Here is a 24,552-nt window from a genome sequence, read left to right on the forward strand (position 1 = left end):
CGTTCTTAGCGGACAAAATCTTCAGGCACAGGTTCTGGATGTTTCCCGCACAGCGGGCAGGTTTTAAGTCCAGTAACAGGCCGTGTGCCACGAAACTCCCAGTTTTAAAGCTACTGCCTGGCATGTGGCGTGCATTGAGATGTTTTCCGCCAAGATGCGGTCTTCTGCGAGACGGACCACACGGTCTTTGGCATCCTGGTCAAATTTTTCCTTGGCATGTTCGAAGATTTTCCCATCTACTCAAACGCAACAAAACCTAGGACACCTTCAGATTCCGTCCGCATCCCCTTTCTCGAAGGCGTTGATGCGGCTCTTGCGCAGGGCAGATAGTGGCCACGGAATCACCGGAGGACACTATGGATTCAGTGAACACTGCGATAGAGGATCCTGTTCCAGTTTTAGAATCGATAGGTTCGCTTCTTCTCACCCCGGTTATTGCTACTGCGGAATAAGTAGCAAGGAACCCCATGGGTTCCGCGGTAGATCAAAAGCCCGCAAGAGGTTATGACCGCTTAACCGCTTACGGTCATAACCTCCTGTTAGTAGTTACGTCTCACATTGTTCTGTGGTAGCGGGTTAAGTATGGTCGGCGTCCGGTGGCCATGAGGCTCCGTCGGGGAAATATAGCTTGTTTTTCCATCCCAGTCGGAATGGGAGGACGAACTTTGCCGGACAATTATCCTTTTCCCATCGGGTTTCCGGTTGGGCTGCGATTTCTGCTTCTGACCGTTTAACGAAGACCCCGTAGCATATAGGGTCCCGGAAATCAGGGTCATCGATCCTTAGAGAAGGAGTTCCTGTAAAGACACCAAAAAGGATTTTAGTAGGGCTGGTTACCTTGACTTCAAATTCTTCCCACGTGCCCATCATGTCTCCAGATAGGCCACGGAGCCATTGGTCAATCTCTCGTGCTTTTTCTTCGGAATCCACAAATGCGCCGAGCGGCTCAGTGTTGTCTGGGTAGCGTGGGTAGACCACGTAAACGGTAATCGTTTGTCCTGACATACCTACACCTTGCAATTTAGGGTTGCGACCTTTGAGTAGTTTCGTGCGTAATAGGTCTTTCCGTTGTAGACGATGGTTCCTAGAGTAACTCCAGCGAACTTTGTGCTGACGTCACCGTTGCATTGAAGCGTGACGTTTTTCTGGACAAGGTGGTTGGTGTTGTATGCCGTTGCGGTGACATTGCTAAGAGCTTTGTTCCACCAGGCATAGTACTTGTACCGCAGGTCAGAACTGTGGTGGATGCTGGTGACTGGCTGGCTGCACTCTGTTCGAGCCTTAAATCCGACAGCGCCCCAGTTTGAAGATTTACGACTGTGCACGTTATCAATGGTTAGAGCACAGGGGCCGTAGCTTGCTGCGAGTGGCTCGGCAGAGATTTGGCTTTCAGAAGGAATATTTGCAGGTTCTGATGGTGGAGTATCTGAAAGAACGTATGGAATTGTGATGGAGTCGGTCTCAGAAGGTACTTCCTAGACTTGGGCATTAGCTGAGGGAGCGGAGCTAATTGTAGAAGCCGCCAGAGCAGCTATTAAAATTGTTATTTTACCTCGGTGCATCATGCGGCCTTCTTACTTCAGTTGATTTCGGCAGCGTGAATCATTGCAGTTTGTTAGTCAAAGGCGAAGCGTTGTAAAACGACGGCGACTTTCCTGTGGCCGGAGCAGGAAAGGAGAGTCGTATTCTTAGGATATAGGGAAACTATCGTTAAGAGGAAGTGGTTTTTCTGAAGTTCCCCGAGTAGTAGGTGGGCAGATGAGGCTAACCAAGTAAGCTTAGTCGGGAGTGGCTGCACCGCGCTGAATGAAGCGCTACCTCGTCCAATGGTGTGGTTTATCGCGGCGCTGGCGATTGCGAAGAAGAAAGGCAAGTTGCGGGGCAAGCAGCCGAAGTTGTCGGCACGGCAGCAGCAACATGTGCGGCAGATGTATGACTCGAGAGAGTACACGCAGGCGGATATTGCAGCGCTAATGAATGTCTCCGACTGGACGGTGCGACGTATCCTGAAAGCATCGCCAGCCTGGCACCAGTTCAGGGATTCACATACTTGGTTATGCGATCGCGACACGCATCAAAAGCTTTTGTGTATGTTGTGGCTCCGGTTTGCGTTGCGTCGAACTTGTTGCAGTCTTCGATACTGAGGGGTTAGGTCACGTATATCGTCATTGGGGGGAGCACCAGAGTAGCCGGAATTTTGATGATTCTGCGTGTCGCCAACCTCCGTCGTTGATGAGCACAAGCTGAGCTCCGGAGTCCAAGCAGAACCAACCCTCGGCGACACAATAGTCAGGATCTAATGTGGTGATGGTGCCGTCACCATAGAGTGCTTGCCATCTGATCTTCTTCGACGACGGAATCTTCATAAAGAGAGTGTCCGATTGTTTGTGTGCGGGGGGCTTGGTTTACAAGTAGTCCGCGAATCGGTCGGGGTAAGCCACGGCTAGTTGGTTGATGGCTTGTTTCCACCCGGTGGCTTTCGCTCCTTCAATATAGCCGTTGCATTCGATGGCGCGCTTCGCTTTCTTCGCTCGCTGGGCAGCGCGCTTGTCCTCGATGTTGCAGATCATCAGCCACAGCGTTTTCAGCGCCGCGGTATCGTTCGGGAACTGGCCGCGGTTGCGGGTGGCTTTCCGCAGCTCAGCATTCAGCGATTCGATCGAATTCGTGGTGTAGAGTACCCGCCGTGCCGCAGGCGGGAACTGCAAAAATGGCACAAACCGGTCCCAGGCGTCGCGCCAGACTTTGACCGATTGCGGGTATTTACGGCCCAGTTCACTGGCCTCGAATGCGTCCAGGGCGGCGCGGGCGGTGTCCTCGGTCGGTGCGGTGTAGACCTCCCGTAGCGCACTTGATACGGGTTTGCGGTCTTGGTAGGACACCCACCTGTTGGCCGCCCGGATCAGGTGCACGATACAGGTCTGCACCATGGAATTCGGCCAGGTTGCCTCCACGGCTTCCGGCAGGCCTTTGAGCCCGTCGCAGCAGACGATGAACACGTCTTGGACCCCACGGTTGGCAAGGTCAGCGCACACGGATGCCCAAAAACTGGCGCCTTCATTGTCTGCGATCCACAATCCCAGGATGTGCTTGATGCCGTCCATGTCGACGCCTACCGCCATGTAGCAAGACTTGTTGACCACGCGGTGGCCATCGCGGATCTTCACTCGCAGCGCGTCGAGGAAGATCACTGGGTAGAACTCGTCGAGCTGGCGGTTTTGCCAGATCATGACCTCTTCTAACACCGCGTCGGTAATGGTGCTGATCGTATCTGGGCTCATATCCACCCCGAGGGTGGTGGCGAGGTGGTGGCAAATATCGCGCACGGTCATCCCACCGGCGTACAGGGAGATGATCATGTCATCAAGCTCCGTCAGACGGCGGGTGCCTTTAGGCAGCATCCGCGGCGTAAACGTGCCAGCTCGATCCCGGGGCATAGTCACATCAAAGGTGCCGTAGCCAGAGTTGACGGTTTTGGTGTACGACCCGTTGCGGTGATTGCCACCATCCGGGGTGCCCAGCTGGGCTTTCGCCGTACGATCAGAGTGCGCGTATCCTAGATGCGCGTCCATTTCAGCCTGCAGACCAGCGTTGATCGATGCCTGCAAAAGACCTTTGACCAGGTCGCTGGCATCATCGGTGGAAGTCGACAACTCGCCGATCAGTTCGGCGATTTCCGGATTTTCCATCAGCTTAGTGCTGATCTCGTTGACCCTGTTCGGGTCATGACCTTTCCTCGGTGACACGGTAGTCATTATCAGTGAAACTCCTTCTGGATCAGAGCCTCACACACAAAACACCTGACACCCTCGTGGGAAGCCAACGACGGCAAAGAAGCACTAGAAAACTCCGCAAATACGCCGGTAGACGTGATTTTGATGGATGTGCAAATGCCGGTGATGGATGGCCTCGAAGCCACCAAACGGATCGTGGCAACCAACACCGATACCCGCATTATTGTGTTGACCACCTTTGACAGCGAAAACTATGTGGTCGGGGCCGTAGAACACGGTGCCTCAGGATTCCTCCTAAAAGACACCGCCCCCGAAGACCTCATCGCAGCGGTGCGTACTGTGGGAGAGCAAAGCGCTGTGATTAGCCCAGCCGCTACCGCCGTACTGTTTAAGAGCATGCGCGGCCACGCACCGCAAACCGACCTGGTGGCAACCCCAGGCGGCGATATCAACGCAGGGCTGATTGATCCACTTACCCCACGTGAACAGGAAATTCTGCTGCTTATTGCATTGGGCAAGTCCAATACCGAGATCGCTGAAGAACTGTTTATCTCGTTGCCCACGGTAAAAACCCACGTAAGCAAGGTGCTATCCAAGACTGGTTCCCGCGACCGAGTCCATGCGGTGCTGTTTGCTTTTAGTAGGGGATTGGTAGCGCCCAATCAACTGCTGACTCATACCCAGGGCTGATATTCCGAGGTTCCGACTGTGGTCTGATGTTTTCGCCTCCTGTGGTCGCGATGATAGACATCATGATCACAGTCCAAGACCTCGGAAAAACTTACGGTAAGAAAACCGCCATCGCTGGCCTGAACTTTCATGTGCCAGATGGCCAAGTCACCGGCTTTCTCGGCCCCAACGGCTCCGGAAAATCCACCACCATGCGTTGCATGTTGGGATTGGATACCCCCACAGAAGGCCGCGTGAGCTTCAAGTCCAAGTCCTACAACGACGAGTTCGCGCGCTTGAGCAACAAGCCCAGCGTCGCTGGCGCTATTCTCGACGCCGGCTGGTTCACCCCAGCACGGTCCGGCCGCAGCCACTTGCGCGTTATCGCCCGCGGCGCTGGCATTAGCGACGCTCGCGTGGAGGAATGCCTCGACTACGTAGGCATGCGCGAAGCAGCGCACCAAAAAGTAGGCGGCTACTCGCTTGGTATGAAGCAGCGCGTTGGTGTTGCAGCAGCACTATTGGGCAACCCGCAGCACCTGATCTTGGACGAGCCGGTCAACGGCCTCGACCCAGAAGGTGTGAGCTGGATGCGTAACACTATCCGCGATTTAGCAAGCCAGGGCCGCAGCGTGCTGGTGTCCTCGCATTTGTTGTCCGAAATGCAACAGACCGCGGACCGACTCGTGGTGATCGGCAAGGGCAAGATGATCGGCGAGTACACAATGAGCGAGTTCTTGGCGGATGGCACCACGGTGCTCGTGGAATCCACACAGGCAGCACAGCTTTGCGACGCCCTGAACAACCGTGGTCTTGCCGCCTCAGCACAGGACACCCAGGTGGTTATTGCCCTAGATCATGCTGATGACGACCCCGCGGTGCGTGCCCAAGTGGCAGCAATTGCCCTCGAATACGGCATCGCGGTAACCCGACTAGAAACCCACCAAGAAAACCTAGAGCAGCGGTTCCTTGCAGCAACGCAAAGTGTCCAAGAATACCGAACCTCCAACGCCGGCAACTAATTAGGAAAGAACTCATACCCATGTTTTTTAACGCTTTAAAATCCGAGTGGACCAAACTGATGAGCCTGCGCAGTACGGCGGTGTATTTCATCTTGATCACCGGTGCCCTCTATGGGCCCATGGTGCTGCTGGTAGGCCTTGCTGATACATCTTCGGGTGTTGATTGGAGTTCGTTGCTGGTGGGCTGGGGCATCGCAGTAGCAATTTCGACTGCTTTTGCCGGTGCCAGTGTTGCCGGTGAACTAGACGATCACATGCACGCGCATGCGTATCTCACCCAGAATTCCCGAAGCACCTGGATCGCCGCAAAATCCGTGGTGTACACCGTTTTCTTGGCTATTACTTTTGCCATCGGCATTGGTCTGGCGGTAGCAGTTGCCCAAGTATTCCCCGACAGCAGTTTTAGCGGCGGGGAAACCACGGAACTGTTCATAGCGTTATTCTATGCCATTATTTTTGGTAGCTTTGCTTTCGCTATCGGCATGCTCACACGCAGTAAAGTTGCGGCGGTGGCGCTTCCACTGGCGTGGATGCTGGTGATCGATCAGCTCATTCCCTTGGCAGCATCCAAGATTGAGGCAGCAACATTCTTGTGGCTGCTGAGCCCGCGTCCTCGCAGCGGCCAGTTGGCTGACACGATTGCTGGAACGGTGGAAACCGGAATGGAGCATGGTTTTGAGCTCGGCCAGATTCAGCCCGATTGGTTCAACGTTGCTGTGATTGCAGCCTGGGTGGTTGTTGCTACGGTGTCTGTTTTTGCGGTCAACCGTGTTCGCGATGTCCGTTAAGGTACAATCCGCTGGGTGAAGCAGACTGCGCAGACACATGTCTTTATAGTGGGCGCGCTGGGAATCGCCATGACGTACCTGGCGCTTACGGGGCGGATCAATAATTATCTTCAACCAAGTTTTCGCCCCGTCAGTTTGGCAACCGGCCTCGTGTTGGTTGCTCTTGCGCTGTGGAGCGCAGTACGCCCGAATAGTTTTTCTTCTCGGCGCACATCGTGGTTCCTTTTGGTTCCGGTGTGCGTCGTTGCTGTGTTTGCGCCAGCGGCTTTGGGCTCGGCCACGCTTAATAGCAGTGGGGTGACCCGTGTGGTGGGAAATAATCTTGACGATCTCGCGTTGCCCAAACTTGCCAAAGATCAGACCAATCCGATGACGATGGAGGAGCTCACCACAAGGTTTTTGCGCAGTGATGCCGCCACTTTTGACGGCACAGCGGTTGAGGTGGAAGGGTTTGCCTCTGTTGCGGCGGATGGCACGTGGCGGTTAAGTCGTTACAAGATTTACTGTTGTGCCGCCGATGCGATGGCTTACACCGCAACATTGGAGACGTCGACAGGCATGCGTAGCGACCAGTGGTATCGCGTGCGTGGCGTTGTGCGCGTCTCGTCCGCGCATAACCCACAATTTCCCGTGATTGAGGTAGACAACCTAGAGGCGATCGATACCCCCACGGAGCCATACCTATGAAAAAAGTTGTGATCGGGTGGGCCGGAATTATCGCCGCGTTAGTTCTGGGGCCGATTATTCAGCTCAAAGGGCAGGCGGAAGCGTGGTCGCAGATCAGTACCGCCATTGTGTTGCAAGCGGTACCGTTTTTGGTGCTCGGCGTTATCATTTCGGCTGTTATCGAAGTATTTGTGCCCCAAACCGCTTTTCGACGCCTCCCACGCAGCGAAAAAGCCGCAGTCCCCGTAGCCGCCGCCTCCGGTTTCTTGCTCCCCGCATGTGAGTGCGCCTCCGTACCCGTCACGCAATCACTCGTCCATAGGGGAGTACCCCCTGCAGCAGCCCTTGCTTTCCTCCTCGCTAGCCCCGCAATCAACCCCGTGGTTCTTGTCTCCACCGCTGTCGCATTCGGTGGCGACCCCCGCATGATGATTGCACGCCTATGCGCCAGCCTGATCGCCGCCATCATGGTCGGCTGGGTATGGATCAGCGCTCGACTCGACATCTCCCTCGAATCCGAACACACACATTGCCACGGACACGGCAACTCTTGGGAACACTTCCGAGAATCCTGCATGCACGATCTGCTTAACGCCGGCGGATTCCTCGTTATCGGAGCAATGACCGCGGCAGTCATGAAAGTCCTCATCCCCGTAGAGGTAATCACCGCCGTAGGAACCCGACCACTTATTGCTTGTCTCGTCATGGCAACCTTGGCCATCGTGGTATCCCTGTGTTCAGAAGCAGACGCCTTCGTAGCTGCATCACTGACCATGATGCCCGCCACTGCACAACTAGTATTTCTGGTGGTAGGCCCCATGGTCGACGTCAAACTCATCGCCATGCAACAAGGCGCATGGGGGCGCGGCTTTGTCGCCCGATTCGTACCGCTGACACTGCTTGTTGCCATCACCGTAGCCATCGGCGTAGGCAGTATCAGCTTCGACGATATCTAAAAACGGGCCTGCTGCACCACCAACTCATGACCCTGAGCAGCCACCATGACCTCCAACTCCCGCAGATTCTGCTCGATCACACTACCTGGCCACAACGTGGTCCGAGTCTGAACCTCGATACCCACGGCATCAATGATCGCCAAACTCTCCCAACAAGACTGCGCGACCCGCGGCGAACATCCCGTAATCTCATACATATGCCGCGGCAAGGCCTTAATATCTAAGCCAATCCAATCGGGACGCGACTCCGGTTGTGACACCAAAGTAGCCAAGCGCTTCGGCGCATAACCACAGGTATGCAACCCGACAGGCAGGCCCAGCTCGTGGATCCGACAGATAGCCTCGGCAAGACCCGGCACCGAGGTAGGCTCGCCGCCGGAAATCACTACGGCGTCGATAAGCCCTATGCGACGCCGCGCCAAATCCACCAGATCATCCACGCCCACCGCGCCGGGTGCGAACTCCTGTAGCTGGGCATTATGGCAATACACGCAGCGCAACGGGCACCCCTGTGTAAACGCAGTGATTGTTAGTTTGCCAGGCCAATCAGTCGCAGAAAACGGAATAATTCCGGCGATGGGCAGATTAGATGAGGGCTTCGGCAAAGTAGGTGCGCTCATGGAACTCGCCTTTCTTTCCGGTATTAAAACTTTGTACCGGGCGGAAATAACCCATCACGCGCGTCCACATCTCCGTCGTAGCACCACAGTGCGGGCACTCAGGATGTTCGCCAGAAATATAGCCGTGATCTGGGCAAATAGAAAACGTTGGGGTGATCGTGATGTACGGCAGATGGAAGTTAGTCAAGGCGCGACGAACGAGAGCCGCACAAGCCTTGCCATCGCTCATCGCAGCGCCCATATAAAGGTGCAACACCGTGCCGCCGGTGTACTTCGACTGCAAATCCTCCTGCAAAGCGAGGGCCTCAAAAGGATCTGGGGTGTGCGAGACCGGCAGTTGCGAGGAGTTGGTGTAGTAGGGCTCCTCCGGCGTGCCGGCGTGCAGAATATCGGGGTAACGCTTGAGATCTTCTTTAGCCAAGCGGTAGGTCGTGCCTTCGGCTGGGGTTGCCTCAAGGTTAAACAGATGGCCAGTGCGCTCCTGTGCCTGCACGAGGCGGGCATTGATGTGGTCGAGAAGCCGAGCGACCTGGGCATGGCCTTGAGGATCGGTGAGATCGTAGGCGTCGTGAGTGAAATTCCTGATCATCTCATTGCAGCCGTTAACACCGATCGTGGAAAAATGGTTGTCCAAGCTAGGCAGCCAGCGAGCGCTATAAGGGTAGAGGCCTTGCTTCATATGCGTTGCGACGAAACCCCTGCGGCGCTCAAGAGTATCGATTCCCAAATCGATAAGCTCGTCTACTGCGTCTAGCAGGGCTTGTTCGTCGCCGGCATAGAGGTAGCCTAAACGCGCGCAGTTGAGTGTGACTACGCCGATAGAGCCCGTCAATTCCGCCGAACCGAACAACCCATTGCCGCGTTTGAGCAGCTCACGCAGGTCAAGCTGGAGGCGACAGCACATGGAACGAATCATTCCAGGGTCGAGATCAGAGTTAATGAAATTCTGGAAGTAGGGCAGACCGTACTTCGCGGTCATGGTGAACAAGGCCTCCGTGTTAGGGGAGTCCCAATCGAAGTCCTTGGTGATGTTGTAGGTCGGGATAGGGAAAGTAAAGGGCCGGCCATCGGCATCGCCTGCCGACATCACCTGGATGAATGCGCGGTTGATCAGGTCCATTTCTTCTTGGAGCTCGCCGTAGGTGAAGTCCACAGGTTCTTCCCCGATAAACGGCACCGAGTCCTTGAGATCGGCTGGGCAGGTCCAGTCAAAAGTCAGGTTGGTAAAAGGTGTCTGGGTGCCCCAGCGCGATGGAACGTTTAGATTGAAAATGAACTCCTGCATGTCCTGGACGATCTCGTCATAGGAGAGGTTATCTAGACGTACGAATGGCGCCATATAGGTGTCAAAGGAGCTGAATGCCTGTGCGCCTGCCCACTCGTTTTGGAGAGTGCCCAAGAAATTAACAATCTGGCCGCATGCAGAGGAGAAGTGCTTGGGCGGACGAGACGAGATCGTGCCGGGTACGCCACCGAAGCCTTCTTCAAGGAGTTGGCGTAGGGACCAGCCAGCACAGTATCCGGAGAGCATATCGAGGTCGTGGATGTGAATAAAGCCCTCACGGTGAGCGGCACTTGCTGCTGGGCTAAATACTTGGTCGAGCCAGTAATTAGCAGTGACTTTTCCAGCGGCGTTGAGGATCATTCCGCCCAAGGAATAGTCCTGGTTGGCGTTGGCATTGACGCGCCAATCGGCGCGAGAAAGGTACTCGTCGACAGTCGTTCGACTGTTAATTTGGGAATCACTCATATGGAACAACTTAAGCCTTGAGGAGCCCGAAAACTACAAGATATAGTTGTGTAATAACTCACTAAATCAATATGTAGTGGTACTTGCGTGAGAATGTGCTGGCAAAAGTGCCCACATATTGTGGCAGTGACATTGATCGGCGTGTAAAAAAGAACCCATGGCTCATCCACTTTTCATTGCTGTAGATGACAGCATTCTCGACGAACTTCGCATCAAAGACGACGAGCTTTTAGAGCAGCTTTTTAGCGGCGCTCTTGGCGATCCCGTGACTATCGGATCGGCTTGGGTAGACGTGGAGGAGCAACTGCGTACAGCCGGATTCCGCGGTTTTGCGGTTCGTGGCCGTGAAGTTATCGTGGGCGACCCGATGGCAGGATTGGTGCCCTCGGAACGTGTTGAGGAGATGCTGGATTCTCTAGCTGGCCTATCGGGTGAAGCGGTTGAGGTGCTCACTGATCTTTATCGCAATGCGCGAGCTGCTGGTCAAGGCGTTGTGATTATTTCGGAATAATTTTTTAAGTTGACTCAGGCCGCCTTAGTTGGTAGGGTGGCTAGCAGTCCCACATGTTTGATGCGTGGGAGCCTTACGTTTTGCCTAGTAGATTCTTGCTGATTGGTAATTATCGAGAAGCGTTAAGGAAATGCACGGAAGCGGCCCCGGAAAGAGCCCCTTTTTTGGTTTGTCCGGACTCTTTTGTGTACTACTAGGCATGAACAAAAGCGAAAATTTTTCCAAAGCACCACCTCGGTGGAGCTTTGGAAAAGTTACCGAAACAGAAAGACGGTTATGCCCACTATTCAGCAGCTGGTCCGCAAGGGCCGCCACGATAAGACTGCCAAGGTTGCAACCGCAGCCCTGAAGGGTTCCCCGCAGCGTCGTGGCGTGTGCACCCGTGTGTACACCACTACCCCTAAGAAGCCTAACTCTGCACTGCGTAAGGTTGCCCGTGTGCGCCTTACCTCCGGCATCGAGGTTTCCGCTTACATCCCAGGTGAGGGCCACAACCTCCAGGAGCACTCCATGGTGCTCGTTCGCGGTGGTCGTGTTAAGGATCTTCCAGGTGTTCGTTACAAGATCATCCGTGGCGCACTGGATACCCAGGGCGTTAAAGATCGTAAGCAGGCTCGTTCCCGCTACGGCGCAAAGAAGGAGAAGTAATCAATGCGTAAGAATGCAGCTCCAAAGCGTCCGATCGCTAAAGACCCAGTTTACGGCTCTGAAGTTGTTACCCAGCTGGTAAACAAGGTTCTCTTGGACGGCAAGAAGTCCACCGCTGAGCGTATCGTCTACGGCGCTCTTGACAAGTGCAAGGAAAAGACCGGCACCGATCCAGTCCTGACCTTGGAGAAGGCTCTCGGTAACATCAAGCCAGACCTCGAGGTTCGTTCGCGCCGCGTCGGTGGCGCAACCTACCAGGTTCCAGTTGAGGTTCGTCCAGCACGTGCTAACACCCTCGCTCTTCGTTGGTTGGTTACCTTTACCCGCCAGCGTCGTGAGAACACCATGATCGAGCGCCTCGCTAACGAGATTCTCGATGCAGCTAACGGCCTTGGTGCATCCGTCAAGCGTCGCGAGGATACCCACAAGATGGCTGAAGCAAACCGTGCGTTTGCTCACTACCGCTGGTAATCCATATGCGCATTCCGGCCCAACCTTCCTGGCACGGCTTCGCTGCTTGTGCGCGAAGTTACCATTATTGTTACAGGTAGTTGGGCCTTTGCTATATAGCCCCACAGGGATATATAGCAGAAGCACACCTCGATTTTTGCCAGCAATGCTGAGAAATTTCCTCGGATTTGGCAGAATTGAACAGGAACTATCCATGCAGTGAGTGAGGAAACAAAAGTTTGCTCACTCCGGCTACATAAGTTAGGGACAACTGTGGCACAAGAAGTGCTTAAGGATCTGAACAAGGTCCGCAACATCGGCATCATGGCCCACATTGACGCCGGTAAGACCACTACCACCGAGCGTATCCTCTTTTACACCGGTATTAACCGTAAGGTCGGCGAGACCCACGACGGTGCCTCCACCACCGACTGGATGGAGCAGGAGAAGGAACGCGGTATCACCATTACCTCTGCTGCTGTTACCTGTTTCTGGAACGGAAACCAAGTCAACATCATCGATACCCCAGGCCACGTTGACTTCACCGTTGAGGTTGAGCGCTCCCTTCGCGTTCTCGACGGCGCAGTCGCAGTGTTCGACGGTAAAGAGGGCGTTGAGCCTCAGTCCGAGCAGGTGTGGCGTCAGGCTGCTAAGTACGACGTTCCACGTATCTGCTTCGTGAACAAGATGGACAAGCTCGGTGCAGACTTCTACTTCACCGTTCAGACCATCATCGACCGCCTCGGCGCAAAGCCATTGGTCATGCAGCTGCCAATCGGCGCTGAAGATGACTTCGACGGCGTTGTTGACCTTCTCGAGATGAAGGCAATCACCTGGCGCGGCAAGGTCGAGACCGGCGCAGAGCCAGTTATCGAAGAGATCCCAGCTGACTTGGCTGACAAGGCTGCTGAGTACCGCGAGAAGCTCGTTGAGACCGTTGCTGAGTCCGACGAAGCTCTCATGGAGAAGTACTTCGGCGGCGAAGAGCTCACCATCGAAGAGCTCAAGGCTGGCATTCGTAAACTGACCGTTAACTCCGAGATCTACCCAGTTCTCTGTGGTACCGCTTACCGCAACAAGGGCGTTCAGCCACTGCTCGATGCTGTCATCGACTACCTGCCAACCCCGCTGGACATCGGAGAGGTCCACGGCCACAAGGTCGGCGACGAGACCGTTGACTTGGTTCGTAAGCCATCCGTTGACGAGCCTTTCTCCGCTCTTGCCTTCAAGATCGCAGCTCACCCATTCTTCGGTAAGTTAACCTTCGTCCGCGTCTACTCTGGCATCGTTGAGCCAGGTGCTCAGGTGGCTAACTCCACCAAGGGCAAGAACGAGCGCATCGGTAAACTGTTCCAGATGCACGCCAACAAGGAGAACCCTGTTGACGAAGCACGTGCTGGTAACATCTACGCGTTCATCGGCCTGAAGGACACCACCACCGGTGACACCCTCTGCGATAAGAACGACCAAATCATCCTCGAGTCCATGGACTTCCCAGACCCAGTGATCAAGGTTTCCATCGAGCCAAAGACCAAGTCTGACCAGGAGAAGCTCGGCACCGCTATTCAGAAGCTTTCTGAAGAGGATCCAACCTTCACCGTTGAGCTCGACGAAGAGTCCGGCCAGACCGTTATTGGCGGCATGGGTGAGCTCCACCTCGACGTTCTTGTTGACCGCATGAAGCGTGAATTCAAGGTTGAGGCAAACGTTGGTAACCCACAGGTTGCATACCGTGAGACCATCCGTAAGCCTGTCGAGAAGCTCGAATACACCCACAAGAAGCAGACTGGTGGTTCCGGTCAGTTTGCTAAGGTCATCATCGGCATCGAGCCTTACGCTCCAGAAGCTGAGACCTTGGAAGAGGGCGAGTCCGCAAACTACAAGTTCGAGAACGCCGTCACCGGTGGTCGCGTGCCAAAGGAATACATCCCATCCGTCGACGCTGGTATCCAAGATGCTATGCAGTACGGTTACCTCGCAGGCTTCCCATTGGTGAACATCAAGGCAACCCTGATCGATGGTGCTTACCACGAGGTTGACTCTTCTGAAATGGCCTTCAAGCTCGCTGGTTCCCAGGCGCTGAAGGAAGCCGTCGCAAAGGCAAAGCCAGTTCTTCTCGAGCCACTGATGGCCGTTGAGGTTATCACCCCTGAGGAGTACATGGGTGACGTTATCGGCGACATCAACTCCCGCCGTGGCCAGATCTCCGCAATGGATGACCGCGCTGGCGCAAAGGTTGTTAAGGCTAAGGTTCCGCTGTCCGAGATGTTCGGCTACGTGGGCGACCTGCGTTCCCGTACCCAGGGCCGTGCAAACTACACCATGATCTTCGACTCCTACGCTGAGGTTCCAACCAATGTGGCAGCTGAGATCGTGGCAGAGCGCAACGGCACTGCCTAACAACTAGCCTCTCGCTTATCTCCCTATGCAAGGTTTCTAGCCAGTTACAGGGTATAGGGGGAGCGTAGGCGGGGGTAGCGGCTTGTTGAGCACTTCCTCTACATCAAAGGGAATGTTGAGCCGGCCGTTACCCTGTAAGATCCCATCTGGTTTCTTCGGTGGTTTGATAAATACCCCGTTGTGACCCTAGGATCATGTAACTGGCACAATGTAAATAGTTGTACTGCCAGACTGCCGAATTAGCAGTCAGAAATGTACAGCACTGTCAATTCGTGGCTGCGAAATCGTAGCCACCACGAAGTCCAGGAGGACACACAGTGGCAAAGGCTAAGTTCGAGCGTACCAAGCCGCACGTCAACATCGGCACCATCGGTCACGTTGACCACGGTAAGACCACCACCACCGCTGCTATCACCAAGGTTTTGGCAGATGCTTACCCAGAGCTGAACGAGGCTTTCGCTTTCGATGCCATCGATAAGGCACCGGAAGAGAAAGAGCGTGGTATTACCATCAACATCTCCCACGTGGAGTACCAGACCGAGAAGCGCCACTACGCACACGTTGACGCTCCAGGTCACGCTGACTACATCAAGAACATGATCACCGGTGCTGCTCAGATGGACGGCGCAATCCTCGTTGTTGCTGCCACCGACGGCCCAATGCCTCAGACCCGCGAGCACGTTTTGCTCGCTCGCCAGGTCGGCGTTCCTTACATCCTCGTTGCTCTGAACAAGTGCGACATGGTTGATGATGAGGAAATCATCGAGCTCGTCGAGATGGAGATCCGTGAGCTGCTCGCTGAGCAGGATTACGACGAAGAGGCTCCAATCATCCACATCTCCGCACTGAAGGCTCTTGAGGGCGACGAGAAGTGGACCCAGTCCATCATCGACCTCATGCAGGCTTGCGATGATTCCATCCCAGACCCAGAGCGTGAGACCGACAAGCCATTCCTCATGCCTATCGAGGACATCTTCACCATCACCGGCCGCGGTACCGTTGTTACCGGCCGTGTTGAGCGTGGCTCCCTGAAGGTTAACGAGGACGTCGAGATCATCGGTATCCGCGAGAAGGCTACCACTACCACCGTTACCGGTATCGAGATGTTCCGTAAGCTTCTCGACTACACCGAGGCTGGCGACAACTGTGGTCTGCTTCTCCGTGGCGTTAAGCGCGAAGACGTTGAGCGTGGCCAGGTTGTTGTTAAGCCAGGCGCTTACACCCCTCACACCGAGTTCGAGGGCTCTGTCTACGTTCTGTCCAAGGACGAGGGTGGCCGCCACACCCCATTCTTCGACAACTACCGCCCACAGTTCTACTTCCGCACCACCGACGTTACCGGTGTTGTGAAGCTTCCTGAGGGCACCGAGATGGTCATGCCTGGCGACAACGTCGACATGTCCGTCACCCTGATCCAGCCTGTCGCTATGGACGAGGGCCTGCGCTTCGCTATCCGCGAGGGCTCCCGCACCGTCGGCGCTGGTCGCGTTACCAAGATCATCAAGTAATGATCTACTGCGCCTAGGTGCATAGAATTGCCGCTTCCCCACAAGGGGAGGCGGCTTTTCTCGTATTATCGAACCTATGCTAAATCCCCACTTCCGCGACGTGATGCTCGAACAACTAACAATCGATCCTTGGCGCATCCCCGTCGTAGTGCTTTCCGCAGTGGGAACCTACATTGGCTTTTTAGCGCTCGTTAAAATTTTTGGCACCCGAGTACTCGCAAAAATGACTGCTTTTGACGCAGTTGTCCTTGTCATGTTTGGGGCAGTAGCAGGTCGTGTTACCATCGGACACCCACCAACCCTTGCAGCTGGGCTTATTGGACTTTCAACCCTCATGCTGCTTGAAGCGATCTTTGGACAAATCCGGAGATTCTCGCGGTTCCAACACACCCTGAACGGCCGATCGCACGTAGTCATGGCACATGGAGAAATCATCACTGAGCAGCTGCGAAAAACGCGCCTATCTTATAGTGACGTACGACTGGCAGTGCGCAGAGCTGGTCTTGCCAGTTTGAGCCAAGTTCAGTGCATGATCCTCGAGCCCACAGGAGATCTATCGGTTATTAGAGAAGGCGTGCCGATGGATCTGGAATTACTTAAGAATGTTGCGGGTGTGGAATACATCTACCCTTAGTTTCCGGTGAGGACTAATTACCTGCGGAAATTTTTAAAAACTTAGCAATAGTGTTGCAAAGTCGTTTTATACGTGTTTTAATAATCAAGTTGCTTTGACAGGTCGCCGTTAAGCGGGCTGGCGCAGCAACCATGACACCTTCATGGTGTGGGTTCAGAAATGGACCACACGTTAAGGATCCTTAAGGCCAAGGCGTTAAGCCTGTTCAACCTTGAGGGCCGGAGTTTGAAGGGGCATGGCAAATAAACAGCGGCAGTATACGTAAGGGTCACGCTTATCGTGAGATAAAGTCCCTTCCGGCTTGACACTACGGGTCTTGTACCCCGTCAGGATGTTTACGGCGTTTGTTATGTGCCATCGTCCTATGAACTCCACCAAGTCGATAAGACAGTCAAGTTAAGAACTGGCGTTGCGCCCAGGTCCCCAAAGATCCGGACAACGTTATAGAGAAATATTGAAGCGATTCCCACCAATCCAAGGATGTGGGACAAGCGAGGAAGAGGATAAGCGTGGCGGGACAAAAGATCCGCATTCGGCTGAAGGCCTACGATCACGAGGCGATTGACGCTTCTGCAAAGAAGATTGTCGAGACGGTCACCCGTACCGGCGCTCGTGTTGTTGGTCCAGTGCCGTTGCCCACCGAAAAGAACGTATACGCCGTTATTCGTTCTCCCCATAAGTACAAGGATTCTCGCGAGCACTTCGAGATGCGCACGCACAAGCGCCTGATCGACATCCTCGACCCGACGCCGAAGACGGTTGACGCACTTATGCGCATCGACCTTCCGGCCAGCGTCGACGTGAATATTCAGTGATCGACGAAATTTTTGGCAGCGGAGAATAACTAATGAGTGAAACTGAGATCAAGGGCATTCTGGGCACCAAGCTCGGCATGACTCAGATCTTCGACGAGGACAACCGCGTAATTCCGGTTACCGTCGTTGAAGCTGGTCCATGTGTCGTAACCCAGATTCGCACCGTAGAGACCGATGGCTACAACGCTATCCAGATCGCATACGGCGAAATCGACCCACGCAAGGCTAACAAGCCAGCTGCGGGTCACTTTAAGAAAGCAGGCGTTACCCCCCGCCGTCACGTAGCAGAGATTCGTATGGACGATGTCTCCGGCTACAAGCTCGGCCAAGACGTGACCGTTGAGATCTTCGAAGGTATCAACTTCGTTGACGTCACCGGCACCACCAAGGGTAAGGGCTACGCCGGCGCTATGAAGCGCCACGGCTTCGCTGGCCAGGGCGCTGCCCACGGTAACCAGGCTGCACACCGCCGCGTCGGTGGCATCGGTGCCTGCGCTACCCCAGGTCGTGTCTTCAAGGGCACCCGTATGGCAGGCCGCATGGGTAGTGACCGCGTCACCACCCAGAACCTCAAGGTTCAAAAGATCGACGCAGATGCTAACCTCATCCTGATCAAGGGCGCTATCCCAGGCGTTCGCGGTGGCATCGTAACCGTTAAGACCGCAGTGAAGGGCGGTGCACACGCATGACCAATCTGAAGTTGGACGTCCTCACCGCTGAGGGCAAGACCGATGGTCAGGTCGAGCTGCCAGCAGAGATCTTCGATCGCGAAGCATCTGTGGCACTCCTCCACCAGGTCGTCAACGCACAGCTCGCTGCAAAGCGTCAGGGAACCCACTCGGCTAAGACCCGTGCAGAGGTTTCCGGTGGCGGACGCAAGCCGTTCCGCCAGAAGGGCACCGGTCGCGCACGTCAGGGCTCGATCCGCGCTCCTCACTTCACCGGTGGTGGTATTTCGCACGGCCCTAAGCCACGCGATTACAGCCAGCGCACCCCTAAGAAGATGATCAAGGCCGCTTTATTCGGTGCTCTCACCGACCGTGCACGTCACGAGCGTATCCACGTCATCTCTGAGTTGGTTGCTGGTCAGACCCCATCCACCAAGTCCGCGCGCTCCTTCATCGAGCGCATCACGGATCGTCGCAACGTTCTTCTCGTTGTCGGCCGTGAGGATGTAACCGCACAAAAGAGTGCTCGTAACCTGCCAGGCGTACACATCCTGTTCGCTGACCAGTTGAACACCTACGACGTTCTGTACTCGGACGACGTTGTGTTCTCCGTCGAGGCTCTGAACACCTTCATTAACCGCGCTTCCGGTGCGGCTCAGGAGGAGAAGTAATGGCTAAGATCGCAGACCCCCGTGACATCATTCTCGCCCCGGTCGTCTCTGAGAAGTCTTATGGCCTGATGGAGCAGAACACCTACGCGTTCTTCGTTGCTCCAACTGCTAACAAGACAGAGATCAAGATCGCCATCGAGCAGATCTTCGGCGTTAAGGTTGACTCCGTTAACACCGCTAACCGTGCAGGCAAGCGCAAACGCTCCCGCACCGGTTACGGCGTTCGTAAGGCAACCAAGCGCGCCTACGTGACGCTTCGAGAGGGCAGCGACGCTATCGACATATTCGGCGGAAACGCCGCGTAAGGGTCGAGGTAAGGACACATTATGGCTATTCGTAAGTACAAGCCGACAACCCCGGGTCGCCGCCAGAGCTCCGTTTCCATGTTCGAGGAGATCACTCGCTCGACTCCGGAAAAGTCTTTGGTACGCCCCCTTCCTAAGAAGGGTGGCCGTAACGTACACGGCCACATCACCGTTCGCCACAAGGGTGGTGGACACAAACGCCAGTACCGTCTGATCGACTTCCGTCGTAACGACAAGGACGGCATCCCAGCCAAGGTCGCACACATCGAGTACGACCCAAACCGTACCGCTAACATCGCGCTGCTCCACTACGTGGACGGCGAGAAGCGCTACATCATCGCTCCTAAAGGCCTCCAGCAGGGTCAGATGATCGAGTCCGGTGTTAACGCAGACATCAAGGTTGGCAACAACCTCCCACTGCGTAACATCCCAGCCGGTACCACCATCCACTGCGTAGAGCTCAAGCCAGGTGCAGGTGCAAAGCTGGCTCGTTCCGCTGGTGCTTCCATCCAGTTGCTCGGTAAGGCTGGCAAGTACGCAGTTCTGCGTATGCCTTCCTCCGAAATCCGCCGCGTCGACATCCGCTGCCGCGCAACCGTTGGTGAGGTCGGCAACGCTGACCAGATCAACATCCGTTGGGGCAAGGCTGGCCGTATGCGCTGGAAGGGCGTTCGCCCAACCGTCCGTGGTGTCGTTATGAACCCGGTCGACCACCCACACGGTGGTGGTGAAGGTAAGACCTCTGGTGGCCGTCATCCTGTTTCCCCATGGGGCAAGAAGGAAGGCCGCACCCGTAACCCTAACCGTTACAGCAACAACATGATCGTGCAGCGCCGCCGCACGAACAAGAGCAAGAAGCGCTAAGAGGAGGAAAACTTAGATGCCACGCAGCCTAAAGAAGGGCCCGTTCGTCGATGAGCACCTCCTCAACAAGGTCGACGCTCAGAACGAAAAGGGCACCAAGCAGGTCATCAAGACCTGGTCCCGCCGTTCCACCATTCTCCCAGACTTCATTGGACACACCTTCGCCGTCCATGACGGTCGCAAGCACGTTCCAGTGTTCGTGGACGACTCCATGGTCGGCCACAAGCTTGGTGAGTTTGCTCCAACCAAGACCTTCAAGGGTCACATCAAGGACGACAAGAAGGGACGTCGATAAGCGATGAGTGAAGCAATCACCTCCGCACGCGCAACCGCGCGCTTCGTCCGTGTCTCCCCAATGAAGGCACGTCGCGTGATCGACTTGGTCCGCGGCAAGTCCGTTGAGGAAGCACTCGCAATTCTGAAGTACGCCCCACAGGCAGCTTCCAAGCCAGTAGCAAAGGTTGTAGCTTCCGCTGCAGCTAACGCTGAAAACAACTTCGGCTTGGATCGCCGCTCCCTGGTTGTCTCCGAGGCATTCGCCGACGAGGGCCCAACCATGCGTCGTTTCAGTCCACGCGCTCAGGGTCGTGCTTTCCAGATCCGCAAGCGCACCAGCCACATCACCATCGTGGTTGAGAGCCAGAAGGAAGGGGCCAAGTAGTGGGCCAGAAAATCCATCCTCACGGCCTACGTCTGGGCATTACTTCCGACTGGAAGTCCCACTGGTACGCCGACAAGAACTACGCTGAGTACCTCGCTGAAGACATCCGTGTTCGTGAGTACTTGGTAAAGACCCTCGACCGCGCAGGTATCGCCGATGTTGTCATCGAGCGCACCCGCGAGCGCGTTCGCGTCGACATTCACACTGCCCGACCGGGCATCGTGATCGGCCGTCGTGGCTCTGAGGCTGACCGACTCCGCACTGAGCTGGAGAAGCTCACCGGCAAGCAGGTCGCCCTCAACATCCTCGAGGTCAAGAACATTGATGCAAACGCTCAGCTGGTGGCACAGTCCATCGCCGAGCAGCTGACCAACCGTGTGGCATTCCGCCGTGCAATGCGCAAGGCAATCCAGGGCGCTATGCGTCAGCCACAGGTCAAGGGCATCAAGGTTGTGTGCTCCGGTCGTCTTGGCGGTGCCGAGATGTCCCGCACCGAGCGCTACCACGAGGGTCGCGTTCCACTTCACACCCTCCGCGCCGAGATCGACTACGGCACCTACGAGGCTCACACCACCTTCGGCCGCATTGGCGTTAAGGTGTGGATCTACAAGGGTGATGTCGTCGGTGGTCGTCGTGAGAGCGAGATCAACGCACCAGCAGAGCGTCGCGGCCGCGGCGACCGCAACGGACGTCCACGTCGTGGCGGTCAGCGTCGTCAGCGCTCTGAGCAGAAGCAGGAGGGCTAAGAAATGCTTATCCCTAAGCGCGTAAAGTACCGTCGTCAGCACCGCCCTCACCGTAGCGGCGTTTCTAAGGGCGGTAACCGCATCAATTTCGGTGACTACGGCATCCAGGCTCTCGAGCCTGCCTACATCACCAACCGTCAGATCGAATCTGCACGTATTGCCATTAACCGCCACGTCAAGCGTGGTGGCAAAGTGTGGATCAACATCTTCCCGGACCGTCCGTTGACTCAGAAGCCACTCGGCGTTCGTATGGGTTCCGGTAAGGGTCCAGTTGAGAAGTGGGTTGCCAACGTCAAGCCAGGTCGCATCCTCTTCGAGATGAGCTTCCCTAACGAGGAAGTTGCTCTTGAAGCACTGCGTCGTGCAGGCCAGAAGCTCCCTTGCAAGGTTCGTATCGTTAAGAAGGAGGACCAGTTCTAATGGCTAACGGTACCCCCGCACACGAGCTTCGCGAGCTGAACGCCGAGGAGCTTAAGACCCGTCTGACCGAGGCTAAGGAAGAGCTGTTCAATCTGCGATTCCAGGCCGCAACCGGTCAGCTGACCAACAACCGCCGCCTTCGCACGGTCAAGCGCGACATCGCCCGCATCTACACGGTTATTCGCGAGCGTGAGCTGGGCCTGTCCGAGGTTCCGGGAGCTGAGGCTTAAACATGAGTGAGGCAAACGTGAACAACAAGGAAAAGGGCGCTCGCAAGGTTCGCACCGGCTACGTGGTTTCTGACAAGATGCAGAAGACCATCGTCGTCGAGCTTGAGGACCGCAAGTCCCACGCAAAGTACGGCAAGACCATTCGTACCAACTCGAAGGTCAAGGCTCACGATGAGAAGGAAATCGCCGGCATCGGTGACCTCGTTCGCATCGAAGAGACCCGCCCACTGTCTAAGGACAAGCACTTCCGTCTCGTCGAGATCGTGGAGAAGGCAAAGTAATTTGCTGCTCGACTCTCACCGAGACAGAAAAGACTCCCAGACCTGCCTTTATGGTGAGTCTGGGGGTTTTGCTATGCCGCAAAGTTCTATTTAATGAATAATGTTATACTTTTGGGATCTGAATTGATTCCCTCACCTCGCTTTTAAATACAAGGACAAGGCTCGCACGTGGTTAAAAAAATTGTTATCCCCGCATCGATTGCGGCACTGGTGGCACTCGGCGGCGGGGCTACTTACTTTCTCGCAGCAGGATCCAGTGATCCGGTAGTTGGAGCTAGCGACTACGCGGTTGTGGAAAAGAAGGAAGTCTCACAGTCGATTAACCTTTCTGGCACGCTTGGCCCTAGGCGTGACGTGGTGTTGGCTTCCAAGCTGACTGGCCCAGTGGAGGCCTTGAATGTGAAGGTGGGGGACCGTATCGAGACAGGCCAGGTGCTGGCCCAGATTAATACGGATAATGAGCGCGGTGAGCTGAACGCTAATTATGCGCAGCAGGCTCAGAATTATGCACAGTCGATGGCGGCTGTGGAGCAAGCCCAGTTGCAGTACCAACAGACATGGGATGCGTTGAATCAAGGCCTCAATGGTGAGGTCAATGGCGCTGAGAATGCGTTGCATGCTGCAGAGCATGAGTATGCGGAAGCGAAGAAGCTTTTTGAGGATTCGCTGCATAACCGTAACGCAGGTATTGATGACGCTCTGAAGGCGCAGGCGAGTGCTGTGAACTCTGCGCGCAATGGTGTAGAAACCGCATCGCTGGATGCGGTGCGTGCAAGTTTCGGTGCTCTCGGTACTGCGCTGAATGGCGCATCAGAGGATGCTACGGATACGGCCCAGAAGCTGCAGAAGCAGCAAGCACCCACATTGAACACGCAGGCTATTGAGCAGGGTGTTGCGGCCGTCGATAGTGTTAATCGCGCCCGCCAAGCGTGGGATGCGTTGAACCGCGAGCAGAAGAATTACGAAGACGCTCTGATCAAGGTGGATCAGGGATTGGCAACACAGCAGCGTGCGGTGGCAAAGGCTTTCGTTGCGCGTAACGACGCCGCCCGTGGCCTCGAAACGGCACGTTTGCAGGCGAACAACCAGTTGGCTACTCAAAGCCAAGCCGTGGATCAGGCGATTCGTGCCGCCGAAGCGGGAAATGCGGTAGCTGCGGCGTCGAACCGTAAGTTGGAGCTTTCTATTGGTGAGGCGTCTGTACGTGCTCCGATTCGTGGTGTGGTGACCTCCGTGACTGGCCAGGTGGGTAAGCCTGTAGAAGGCGCATTGCTGACTATCGCGGACGATACAGACATGTTGGTCCGTGGCACTGTCTCGGAAGCAGACGTTGCGAAAATCAAGGTGGGTAACGAGGTAACCTTTACCACCCCTGGGACCGGACCCAAGCAGTTCACAGGTCGTGTGAGTGCGGTATCGACAGTTGCAGAATCTAACGCTGGGGCACCGGAGAAAAAAACCAGGAAGGTTCAGTTCCCAATTGAGATCACGGTGTCTGGTGAACGCGATGGATTGTTGCTCGGTGGCACCAGTAAAGCAAAAATTGTGACCGCTAAATCCAAGCCAGGTCTGGCGGTGCCTAAGGAGGCCGTGTTCGAAGAGGACGGCACGTCTTATGTGCTTGCCATCGACGGTTCCGATGAAGGCTCTAAGGTTCTTAAGAAGGTTGCCGTGACCCCTGGTAAGGGTAATGATTTTGAAATCACCGTGGAATCGAAGGATCTTAAGGCTCAAGACCTCGTGATTAAGGCACCTGATCTTTACAAGAATTTTGAGGGCGCTTCGGTGTCCGTCGATAAGCGCTAGTGCGGAGGTCAGTGCAATGGCAGAGCAACTGATCCAAATGCGCGGGATTGTCAAGCGCTTTAATATCGGGCAACCCGGTGAATTGCAGGTGCTGCATGGCTGCGATTTCGACGTCACGGAGGGCGAGTTTGTTTCCGTCGTGGGTACGTCTGGCTCGGGTAAGTCCACGTTGATGAATATCGTGGGGCTTCTCGACCGCCCAACAGCGGGCAGCTACCTTTTCAACGGTGTGAATGTGCTGGAAAGCAACGACGATGAGCTTTCACGTTACCGCAGCAAGAGCATTGGGTTTGTGTTTCAGAACTTCAACCTGATCGGGCGTATCGACGCCCTGAAAAACGTTGAGCTGCCCATGATGTACGCCGGTGTGAGCCGTAAAGAACGGCAAGAGCGGGCAGAAGAACTGTTGGAGCTCGTCGGTATGGCCGATCGTATGCACCACCAGCCCAATGAGCTTTCCGGTGGACAAAAGCAACGTGTTGCCATCGCGCGCGCGTTAGCGAACGACCCGCACCTTTTGCTTGCCGACGAACCCACGGGTGCCCTTGATACCGCCACCGGCAGAGTGGTGATGGATCTGTTTCATACGCTTAATCAAGAACATGGGAAGACCATTGTGTTTATTACCCACAACCCCGAGCTAGCTGCCGAAACTACGCGGGTAGCTACCATGCGTGACGGCATGTTTGTTGACGAAGATATCTTTCACTTTCATACGACGGGGTAACG

General features: G+C 55.4%; 30 protein-coding genes and 2 pseudogenes. 25 read left to right on the plus strand and 7 right to left on the minus strand.

All coding sequences use genetic code 11. The features are described 5' to 3' along the window. Positions 1-63: 63 nt before the first annotated feature. From ABMV07_RS02260 to ABMV07_RS02270, 3 genes and pseudogenes are all read right to left on the minus strand, one after another. Positions 64-244 (minus strand): annotated as a pseudogene (locus ABMV07_RS02260) (hypothetical protein). Positions 245-576: 332 nt separating this feature from the next. Then, positions 577-1,005, minus strand: a complete 429-nt coding sequence (locus tag ABMV07_RS02265; RefSeq protein ID WP_197692300.1) for a hypothetical protein — start codon at positions 1,003-1,005, stop codon at positions 577-579. Between the two features lie 2 nt (positions 1,006-1,007). Continuing rightward, entirely contained in the window at positions 1,008-1,325 is a 318-nt protein-coding gene (locus ABMV07_RS02270) for a hypothetical protein (RefSeq protein WP_234913981.1), read from the minus strand. 603 nt (positions 1,326-1,928) lie between these two features. Here ABMV07_RS02270 and ABMV07_RS02275 point away from each other — a divergent pair. Beyond that, a complete protein-coding gene (locus ABMV07_RS02275) occupies positions 1,929-2,144 on the plus strand; it encodes a hypothetical protein (RefSeq protein ID WP_234913982.1) in 216 nt (71 codons plus the stop codon). A 21-nt stretch (positions 2,145-2,165) separates the two neighbouring features. Here ABMV07_RS02275 and ABMV07_RS02280 read toward each other — a convergent pair whose 3' ends face one another. Together ABMV07_RS02280 and ABMV07_RS02285 are read right to left on the minus strand one after the other, a co-directional pair. Continuing rightward, complete coding sequence (locus tag ABMV07_RS02280) at positions 2,166-2,366, minus strand: hypothetical protein (protein WP_197692298.1); 201 nt, start codon at positions 2,364-2,366, stop codon at positions 2,166-2,168. Positions 2,367-2,405: 39 nt separating this feature from the next. Further along, a complete protein-coding gene (locus ABMV07_RS02285) occupies positions 2,406-3,755 on the minus strand; it encodes an IS256-like element IS1132 family transposase (RefSeq protein ID WP_374064509.1) in 1,350 nt (449 codons plus the stop codon). A gap of 45 nt (positions 3,756-3,800) precedes the next feature. On the opposite strand from ABMV07_RS02285, the pseudogene ABMV07_RS02290 reads away from it, so the two are divergent. From ABMV07_RS02290 to ABMV07_RS02310, 5 genes and pseudogenes are all read left to right on the plus strand, one after another. Continuing rightward, positions 3,801-4,424, plus strand: a pseudogene (locus ABMV07_RS02290) (response regulator); the annotation flags it as partial. 26 nt (positions 4,425-4,450) lie between these two features. Then, positions 4,451-5,425 carry an ABC transporter ATP-binding protein gene (locus ABMV07_RS02295; protein ID WP_197692048.1) on the plus strand — a complete coding sequence of 325 codons (975 nt, stop codon included), beginning with the start codon at positions 4,451-4,453 and terminating at the stop codon, positions 5,423-5,425. Positions 5,426-5,445: 20 nt separating this feature from the next. Then, positions 5,446-6,213: an ABC transporter permease subunit gene (locus tag ABMV07_RS02300; protein ID WP_088267187.1), complete on the plus strand. Its 768-nt coding sequence runs from the start codon at positions 5,446-5,448 to the stop codon at positions 6,211-6,213. 15 nt (positions 6,214-6,228) lie between these two features. Further along, positions 6,229-6,900: a TIGR03943 family putative permease subunit gene (locus tag ABMV07_RS02305; protein ID WP_197693578.1), complete on the plus strand. Its 672-nt coding sequence runs from the start codon at positions 6,229-6,231 to the stop codon at positions 6,898-6,900. Continuing rightward, the gene (locus ABMV07_RS02310) at positions 6,897-7,835 is read left to right on the plus strand and encodes a permease (RefSeq protein ID WP_088267188.1); all 939 of its coding nucleotides are present in this window, start codon (positions 6,897-6,899) and stop codon (positions 7,833-7,835) included. Before ABMV07_RS02305 ends, ABMV07_RS02310 begins: the two co-directional genes overlap by 4 nt. Here the strand turns inward: ABMV07_RS02310 and ABMV07_RS02315 are convergent. Together ABMV07_RS02315 and ABMV07_RS02320 are read right to left on the minus strand one after the other, a co-directional pair. Then, positions 7,832-8,455, minus strand: a complete 624-nt coding sequence (locus ABMV07_RS02315) for an anaerobic ribonucleoside-triphosphate reductase activating protein (RefSeq protein ID WP_088267189.1) — start codon at positions 8,453-8,455, stop codon at positions 7,832-7,834. The genes ABMV07_RS02310 and ABMV07_RS02315 overlap by 4 nt on opposite strands. After that, the gene (locus tag ABMV07_RS02320; protein WP_197689702.1) at positions 8,421-10,205 is read right to left on the minus strand and encodes a ribonucleoside triphosphate reductase; all 1,785 of its coding nucleotides are present in this window, start codon (positions 10,203-10,205) and stop codon (positions 8,421-8,423) included. The genes ABMV07_RS02315 and ABMV07_RS02320 overlap by 35 nt, the downstream gene beginning before the upstream one ends. A gap of 157 nt (positions 10,206-10,362) precedes the next feature. On the opposite strand from ABMV07_RS02320, the gene ABMV07_RS02325 reads away from it, so the two are divergent. The 19 genes from ABMV07_RS02325 to ABMV07_RS02415 all read left to right on the plus strand — a co-directional run bounded on the left by ABMV07_RS02325 (position 10,363) and on the right by ABMV07_RS02415 (position 24,550). After that, on the plus strand, positions 10,363-10,716 hold the full coding sequence (locus tag ABMV07_RS02325; RefSeq protein WP_196977359.1) for a hypothetical protein: 354 nt from the start codon (positions 10,363-10,365) through the stop codon (positions 10,714-10,716). A gap of 276 nt (positions 10,717-10,992) precedes the next feature. Beyond that, positions 10,993-11,364, plus strand: a complete 372-nt coding sequence (rpsL, locus tag ABMV07_RS02330) for a 30S ribosomal protein S12 (RefSeq protein ID WP_004566706.1) — start codon at positions 10,993-10,995, stop codon at positions 11,362-11,364. Between the two features lie 3 nt (positions 11,365-11,367). Further along, the gene (gene rpsG, locus ABMV07_RS02335; protein WP_088267192.1) at positions 11,368-11,835 is read left to right on the plus strand and encodes a 30S ribosomal protein S7; all 468 of its coding nucleotides are present in this window, start codon (positions 11,368-11,370) and stop codon (positions 11,833-11,835) included. A gap of 252 nt (positions 11,836-12,087) precedes the next feature. Further along, positions 12,088-14,214, plus strand: a complete 2,127-nt coding sequence (gene fusA / locus ABMV07_RS02340; protein ID WP_088267193.1) for an elongation factor G — start codon at positions 12,088-12,090, stop codon at positions 14,212-14,214. Positions 14,215-14,531: 317 nt separating this feature from the next. After that, positions 14,532-15,722 carry an elongation factor Tu gene (gene tuf, locus ABMV07_RS02345; RefSeq protein WP_004566712.1) on the plus strand — a complete coding sequence of 397 codons (1,191 nt, stop codon included), beginning with the start codon at positions 14,532-14,534 and terminating at the stop codon, positions 15,720-15,722. Between the two features lie 76 nt (positions 15,723-15,798). Next, a complete protein-coding gene (locus tag ABMV07_RS02350; RefSeq protein WP_088267194.1) occupies positions 15,799-16,356 on the plus strand; it encodes a DUF421 domain-containing protein in 558 nt (185 codons plus the stop codon). A gap of 509 nt (positions 16,357-16,865) precedes the next feature. Next, positions 16,866-17,171 (plus strand): 30S ribosomal protein S10, encoded by a 306-nt coding sequence (gene rpsJ, locus ABMV07_RS02355; protein ID WP_003848085.1) that lies wholly within the window; start codon positions 16,866-16,868, stop codon positions 17,169-17,171. 32 nt (positions 17,172-17,203) lie between these two features. Beyond that, on the plus strand, positions 17,204-17,860 hold the full coding sequence (gene rplC / locus ABMV07_RS02360; RefSeq protein ID WP_088267195.1) for a 50S ribosomal protein L3: 657 nt from the start codon (positions 17,204-17,206) through the stop codon (positions 17,858-17,860). After that, positions 17,857-18,510: a 50S ribosomal protein L4 gene (gene rplD / locus ABMV07_RS02365; RefSeq protein WP_010934329.1), complete on the plus strand. Its 654-nt coding sequence runs from the start codon at positions 17,857-17,859 to the stop codon at positions 18,508-18,510. The genes rplC and rplD overlap by 4 nt, the downstream gene beginning before the upstream one ends. Continuing rightward, the gene (gene rplW, locus ABMV07_RS02370) at positions 18,510-18,815 is read left to right on the plus strand and encodes a 50S ribosomal protein L23 (RefSeq protein WP_004566725.1); all 306 of its coding nucleotides are present in this window, start codon (positions 18,510-18,512) and stop codon (positions 18,813-18,815) included. Before rplD ends, rplW begins: the two co-directional genes overlap by 1 nt. A gap of 21 nt (positions 18,816-18,836) precedes the next feature. Continuing rightward, positions 18,837-19,679: a 50S ribosomal protein L2 gene (rplB, locus tag ABMV07_RS02375; RefSeq protein WP_004566727.1), complete on the plus strand. Its 843-nt coding sequence runs from the start codon at positions 18,837-18,839 to the stop codon at positions 19,677-19,679. 16 nt (positions 19,680-19,695) lie between these two features. Beyond that, positions 19,696-19,974 carry a 30S ribosomal protein S19 gene (gene rpsS, locus ABMV07_RS02380; RefSeq protein WP_004566728.1) on the plus strand — a complete coding sequence of 93 codons (279 nt, stop codon included), beginning with the start codon at positions 19,696-19,698 and terminating at the stop codon, positions 19,972-19,974. A 3-nt stretch (positions 19,975-19,977) separates the two neighbouring features. After that, the gene (gene rplV / locus ABMV07_RS02385; RefSeq protein ID WP_088267196.1) at positions 19,978-20,340 is read left to right on the plus strand and encodes a 50S ribosomal protein L22; all 363 of its coding nucleotides are present in this window, start codon (positions 19,978-19,980) and stop codon (positions 20,338-20,340) included. Continuing rightward, the gene (rpsC, locus tag ABMV07_RS02390; RefSeq protein WP_014302912.1) at positions 20,340-21,086 is read left to right on the plus strand and encodes a 30S ribosomal protein S3; all 747 of its coding nucleotides are present in this window, start codon (positions 20,340-20,342) and stop codon (positions 21,084-21,086) included. Before rplV ends, rpsC begins: the two co-directional genes overlap by 1 nt. 3 nt (positions 21,087-21,089) lie before the next feature. After that, a complete protein-coding gene (gene rplP, locus ABMV07_RS02395; RefSeq protein WP_088267198.1) occupies positions 21,090-21,506 on the plus strand; it encodes a 50S ribosomal protein L16 in 417 nt (138 codons plus the stop codon). Further along, the gene (gene rpmC / locus ABMV07_RS02400; protein ID WP_004566751.1) at positions 21,506-21,736 is read left to right on the plus strand and encodes a 50S ribosomal protein L29; all 231 of its coding nucleotides are present in this window, start codon (positions 21,506-21,508) and stop codon (positions 21,734-21,736) included. Before rplP ends, rpmC begins: the two co-directional genes overlap by 1 nt. Positions 21,737-21,738: 2 nt before the next feature. Continuing rightward, positions 21,739-22,017 (plus strand): 30S ribosomal protein S17, encoded by a 279-nt coding sequence (gene rpsQ / locus ABMV07_RS02405; RefSeq protein ID WP_088267199.1) that lies wholly within the window; start codon positions 21,739-21,741, stop codon positions 22,015-22,017. A 168-nt stretch (positions 22,018-22,185) separates the two neighbouring features. Beyond that, complete coding sequence (locus ABMV07_RS02410) at positions 22,186-23,823, plus strand: HlyD family efflux transporter periplasmic adaptor subunit (protein ID WP_088267200.1); 1,638 nt, start codon at positions 22,186-22,188, stop codon at positions 23,821-23,823. A gap of 16 nt (positions 23,824-23,839) precedes the next feature. Continuing rightward, positions 23,840-24,550, plus strand: coding sequence for an ABC transporter ATP-binding protein (locus tag ABMV07_RS02415; RefSeq protein WP_197692051.1), 711 nt, complete (start codon positions 23,840-23,842; stop codon positions 24,548-24,550). The last annotated feature ends 2 nt before the right edge of the window (positions 24,551-24,552 follow it).

Source organism: Corynebacterium belfantii (assembly GCF_041898185.1).
Taxonomy (GTDB): Bacteria; Actinomycetota; Actinomycetes; order Mycobacteriales; family Mycobacteriaceae; genus Corynebacterium; species Corynebacterium belfantii.

Coding starts and splice junctions, on each gene's coding strand:
- ABMV07_RS02265 (WP_197692300.1), bottom strand. CDS start 1,005: ATGTCAGGACAAACGATTACCGTTTACGTGGTCTACCCACGCTACCCA.
- ABMV07_RS02275 (WP_234913982.1), top strand. CDS start 1,929: ATGTATGACTCGAGAGAGTACACGCAGGCGGATATTGCAGCGCTAATG.
- ABMV07_RS02280 (WP_197692298.1), bottom strand. CDS start 2,366: ATGAAGATTCCGTCGTCGAAGAAGATCAGATGGCAAGCACTCTATGGT.
- ABMV07_RS02285 (WP_374064509.1), bottom strand. CDS start 3,755: ATGACTACCGTGTCACCGAGGAAAGGTCATGACCCGAACAGGGTCAAC.
- ABMV07_RS02295 (WP_197692048.1), top strand. CDS start 4,451: ATGTTTTCGCCTCCTGTGGTCGCGATGATAGACATCATGATCACAGTC.
- ABMV07_RS02300 (WP_088267187.1), top strand. CDS start 5,446: ATGTTTTTTAACGCTTTAAAATCCGAGTGGACCAAACTGATGAGCCTG.
- ABMV07_RS02310 (WP_088267188.1), top strand. CDS start 6,897: ATGAAAAAAGTTGTGATCGGGTGGGCCGGAATTATCGCCGCGTTAGTT.
- ABMV07_RS02315 (WP_088267189.1), bottom strand. CDS start 8,455: ATGAGCGCACCTACTTTGCCGAAGCCCTCATCTAATCTGCCCATCGCC.
- ABMV07_RS02320 (WP_197689702.1), bottom strand. CDS start 10,205: ATGAGTGATTCCCAAATTAACAGTCGAACGACTGTCGACGAGTACCTT.
- ABMV07_RS02325 (WP_196977359.1), top strand. CDS start 10,363: ATGGCTCATCCACTTTTCATTGCTGTAGATGACAGCATTCTCGACGAA.
- rpsL (WP_004566706.1), top strand. CDS start 10,993: ATGCCCACTATTCAGCAGCTGGTCCGCAAGGGCCGCCACGATAAGACT.
- rpsG (WP_088267192.1), top strand. CDS start 11,368: ATGCGTAAGAATGCAGCTCCAAAGCGTCCGATCGCTAAAGACCCAGTT.
- ABMV07_RS02350 (WP_088267194.1), top strand. CDS start 15,799: ATGCTAAATCCCCACTTCCGCGACGTGATGCTCGAACAACTAACAATC.
- rplC (WP_088267195.1), top strand. CDS start 17,204: ATGAGTGAAACTGAGATCAAGGGCATTCTGGGCACCAAGCTCGGCATG.
- rplD (WP_010934329.1), top strand. CDS start 17,857: ATGACCAATCTGAAGTTGGACGTCCTCACCGCTGAGGGCAAGACCGAT.
- rplW (WP_004566725.1), top strand. CDS start 18,510: ATGGCTAAGATCGCAGACCCCCGTGACATCATTCTCGCCCCGGTCGTC.
- rplB (WP_004566727.1), top strand. CDS start 18,837: ATGGCTATTCGTAAGTACAAGCCGACAACCCCGGGTCGCCGCCAGAGC.
- rpsS (WP_004566728.1), top strand. CDS start 19,696: ATGCCACGCAGCCTAAAGAAGGGCCCGTTCGTCGATGAGCACCTCCTC.
- rplV (WP_088267196.1), top strand. CDS start 19,978: ATGAGTGAAGCAATCACCTCCGCACGCGCAACCGCGCGCTTCGTCCGT.
- rplP (WP_088267198.1), top strand. CDS start 21,090: ATGCTTATCCCTAAGCGCGTAAAGTACCGTCGTCAGCACCGCCCTCAC.
- rpmC (WP_004566751.1), top strand. CDS start 21,506: ATGGCTAACGGTACCCCCGCACACGAGCTTCGCGAGCTGAACGCCGAG.
- rpsQ (WP_088267199.1), top strand. CDS start 21,739: ATGAGTGAGGCAAACGTGAACAACAAGGAAAAGGGCGCTCGCAAGGTT.
- ABMV07_RS02415 (WP_197692051.1), top strand. CDS start 23,840: ATGGCAGAGCAACTGATCCAAATGCGCGGGATTGTCAAGCGCTTTAAT.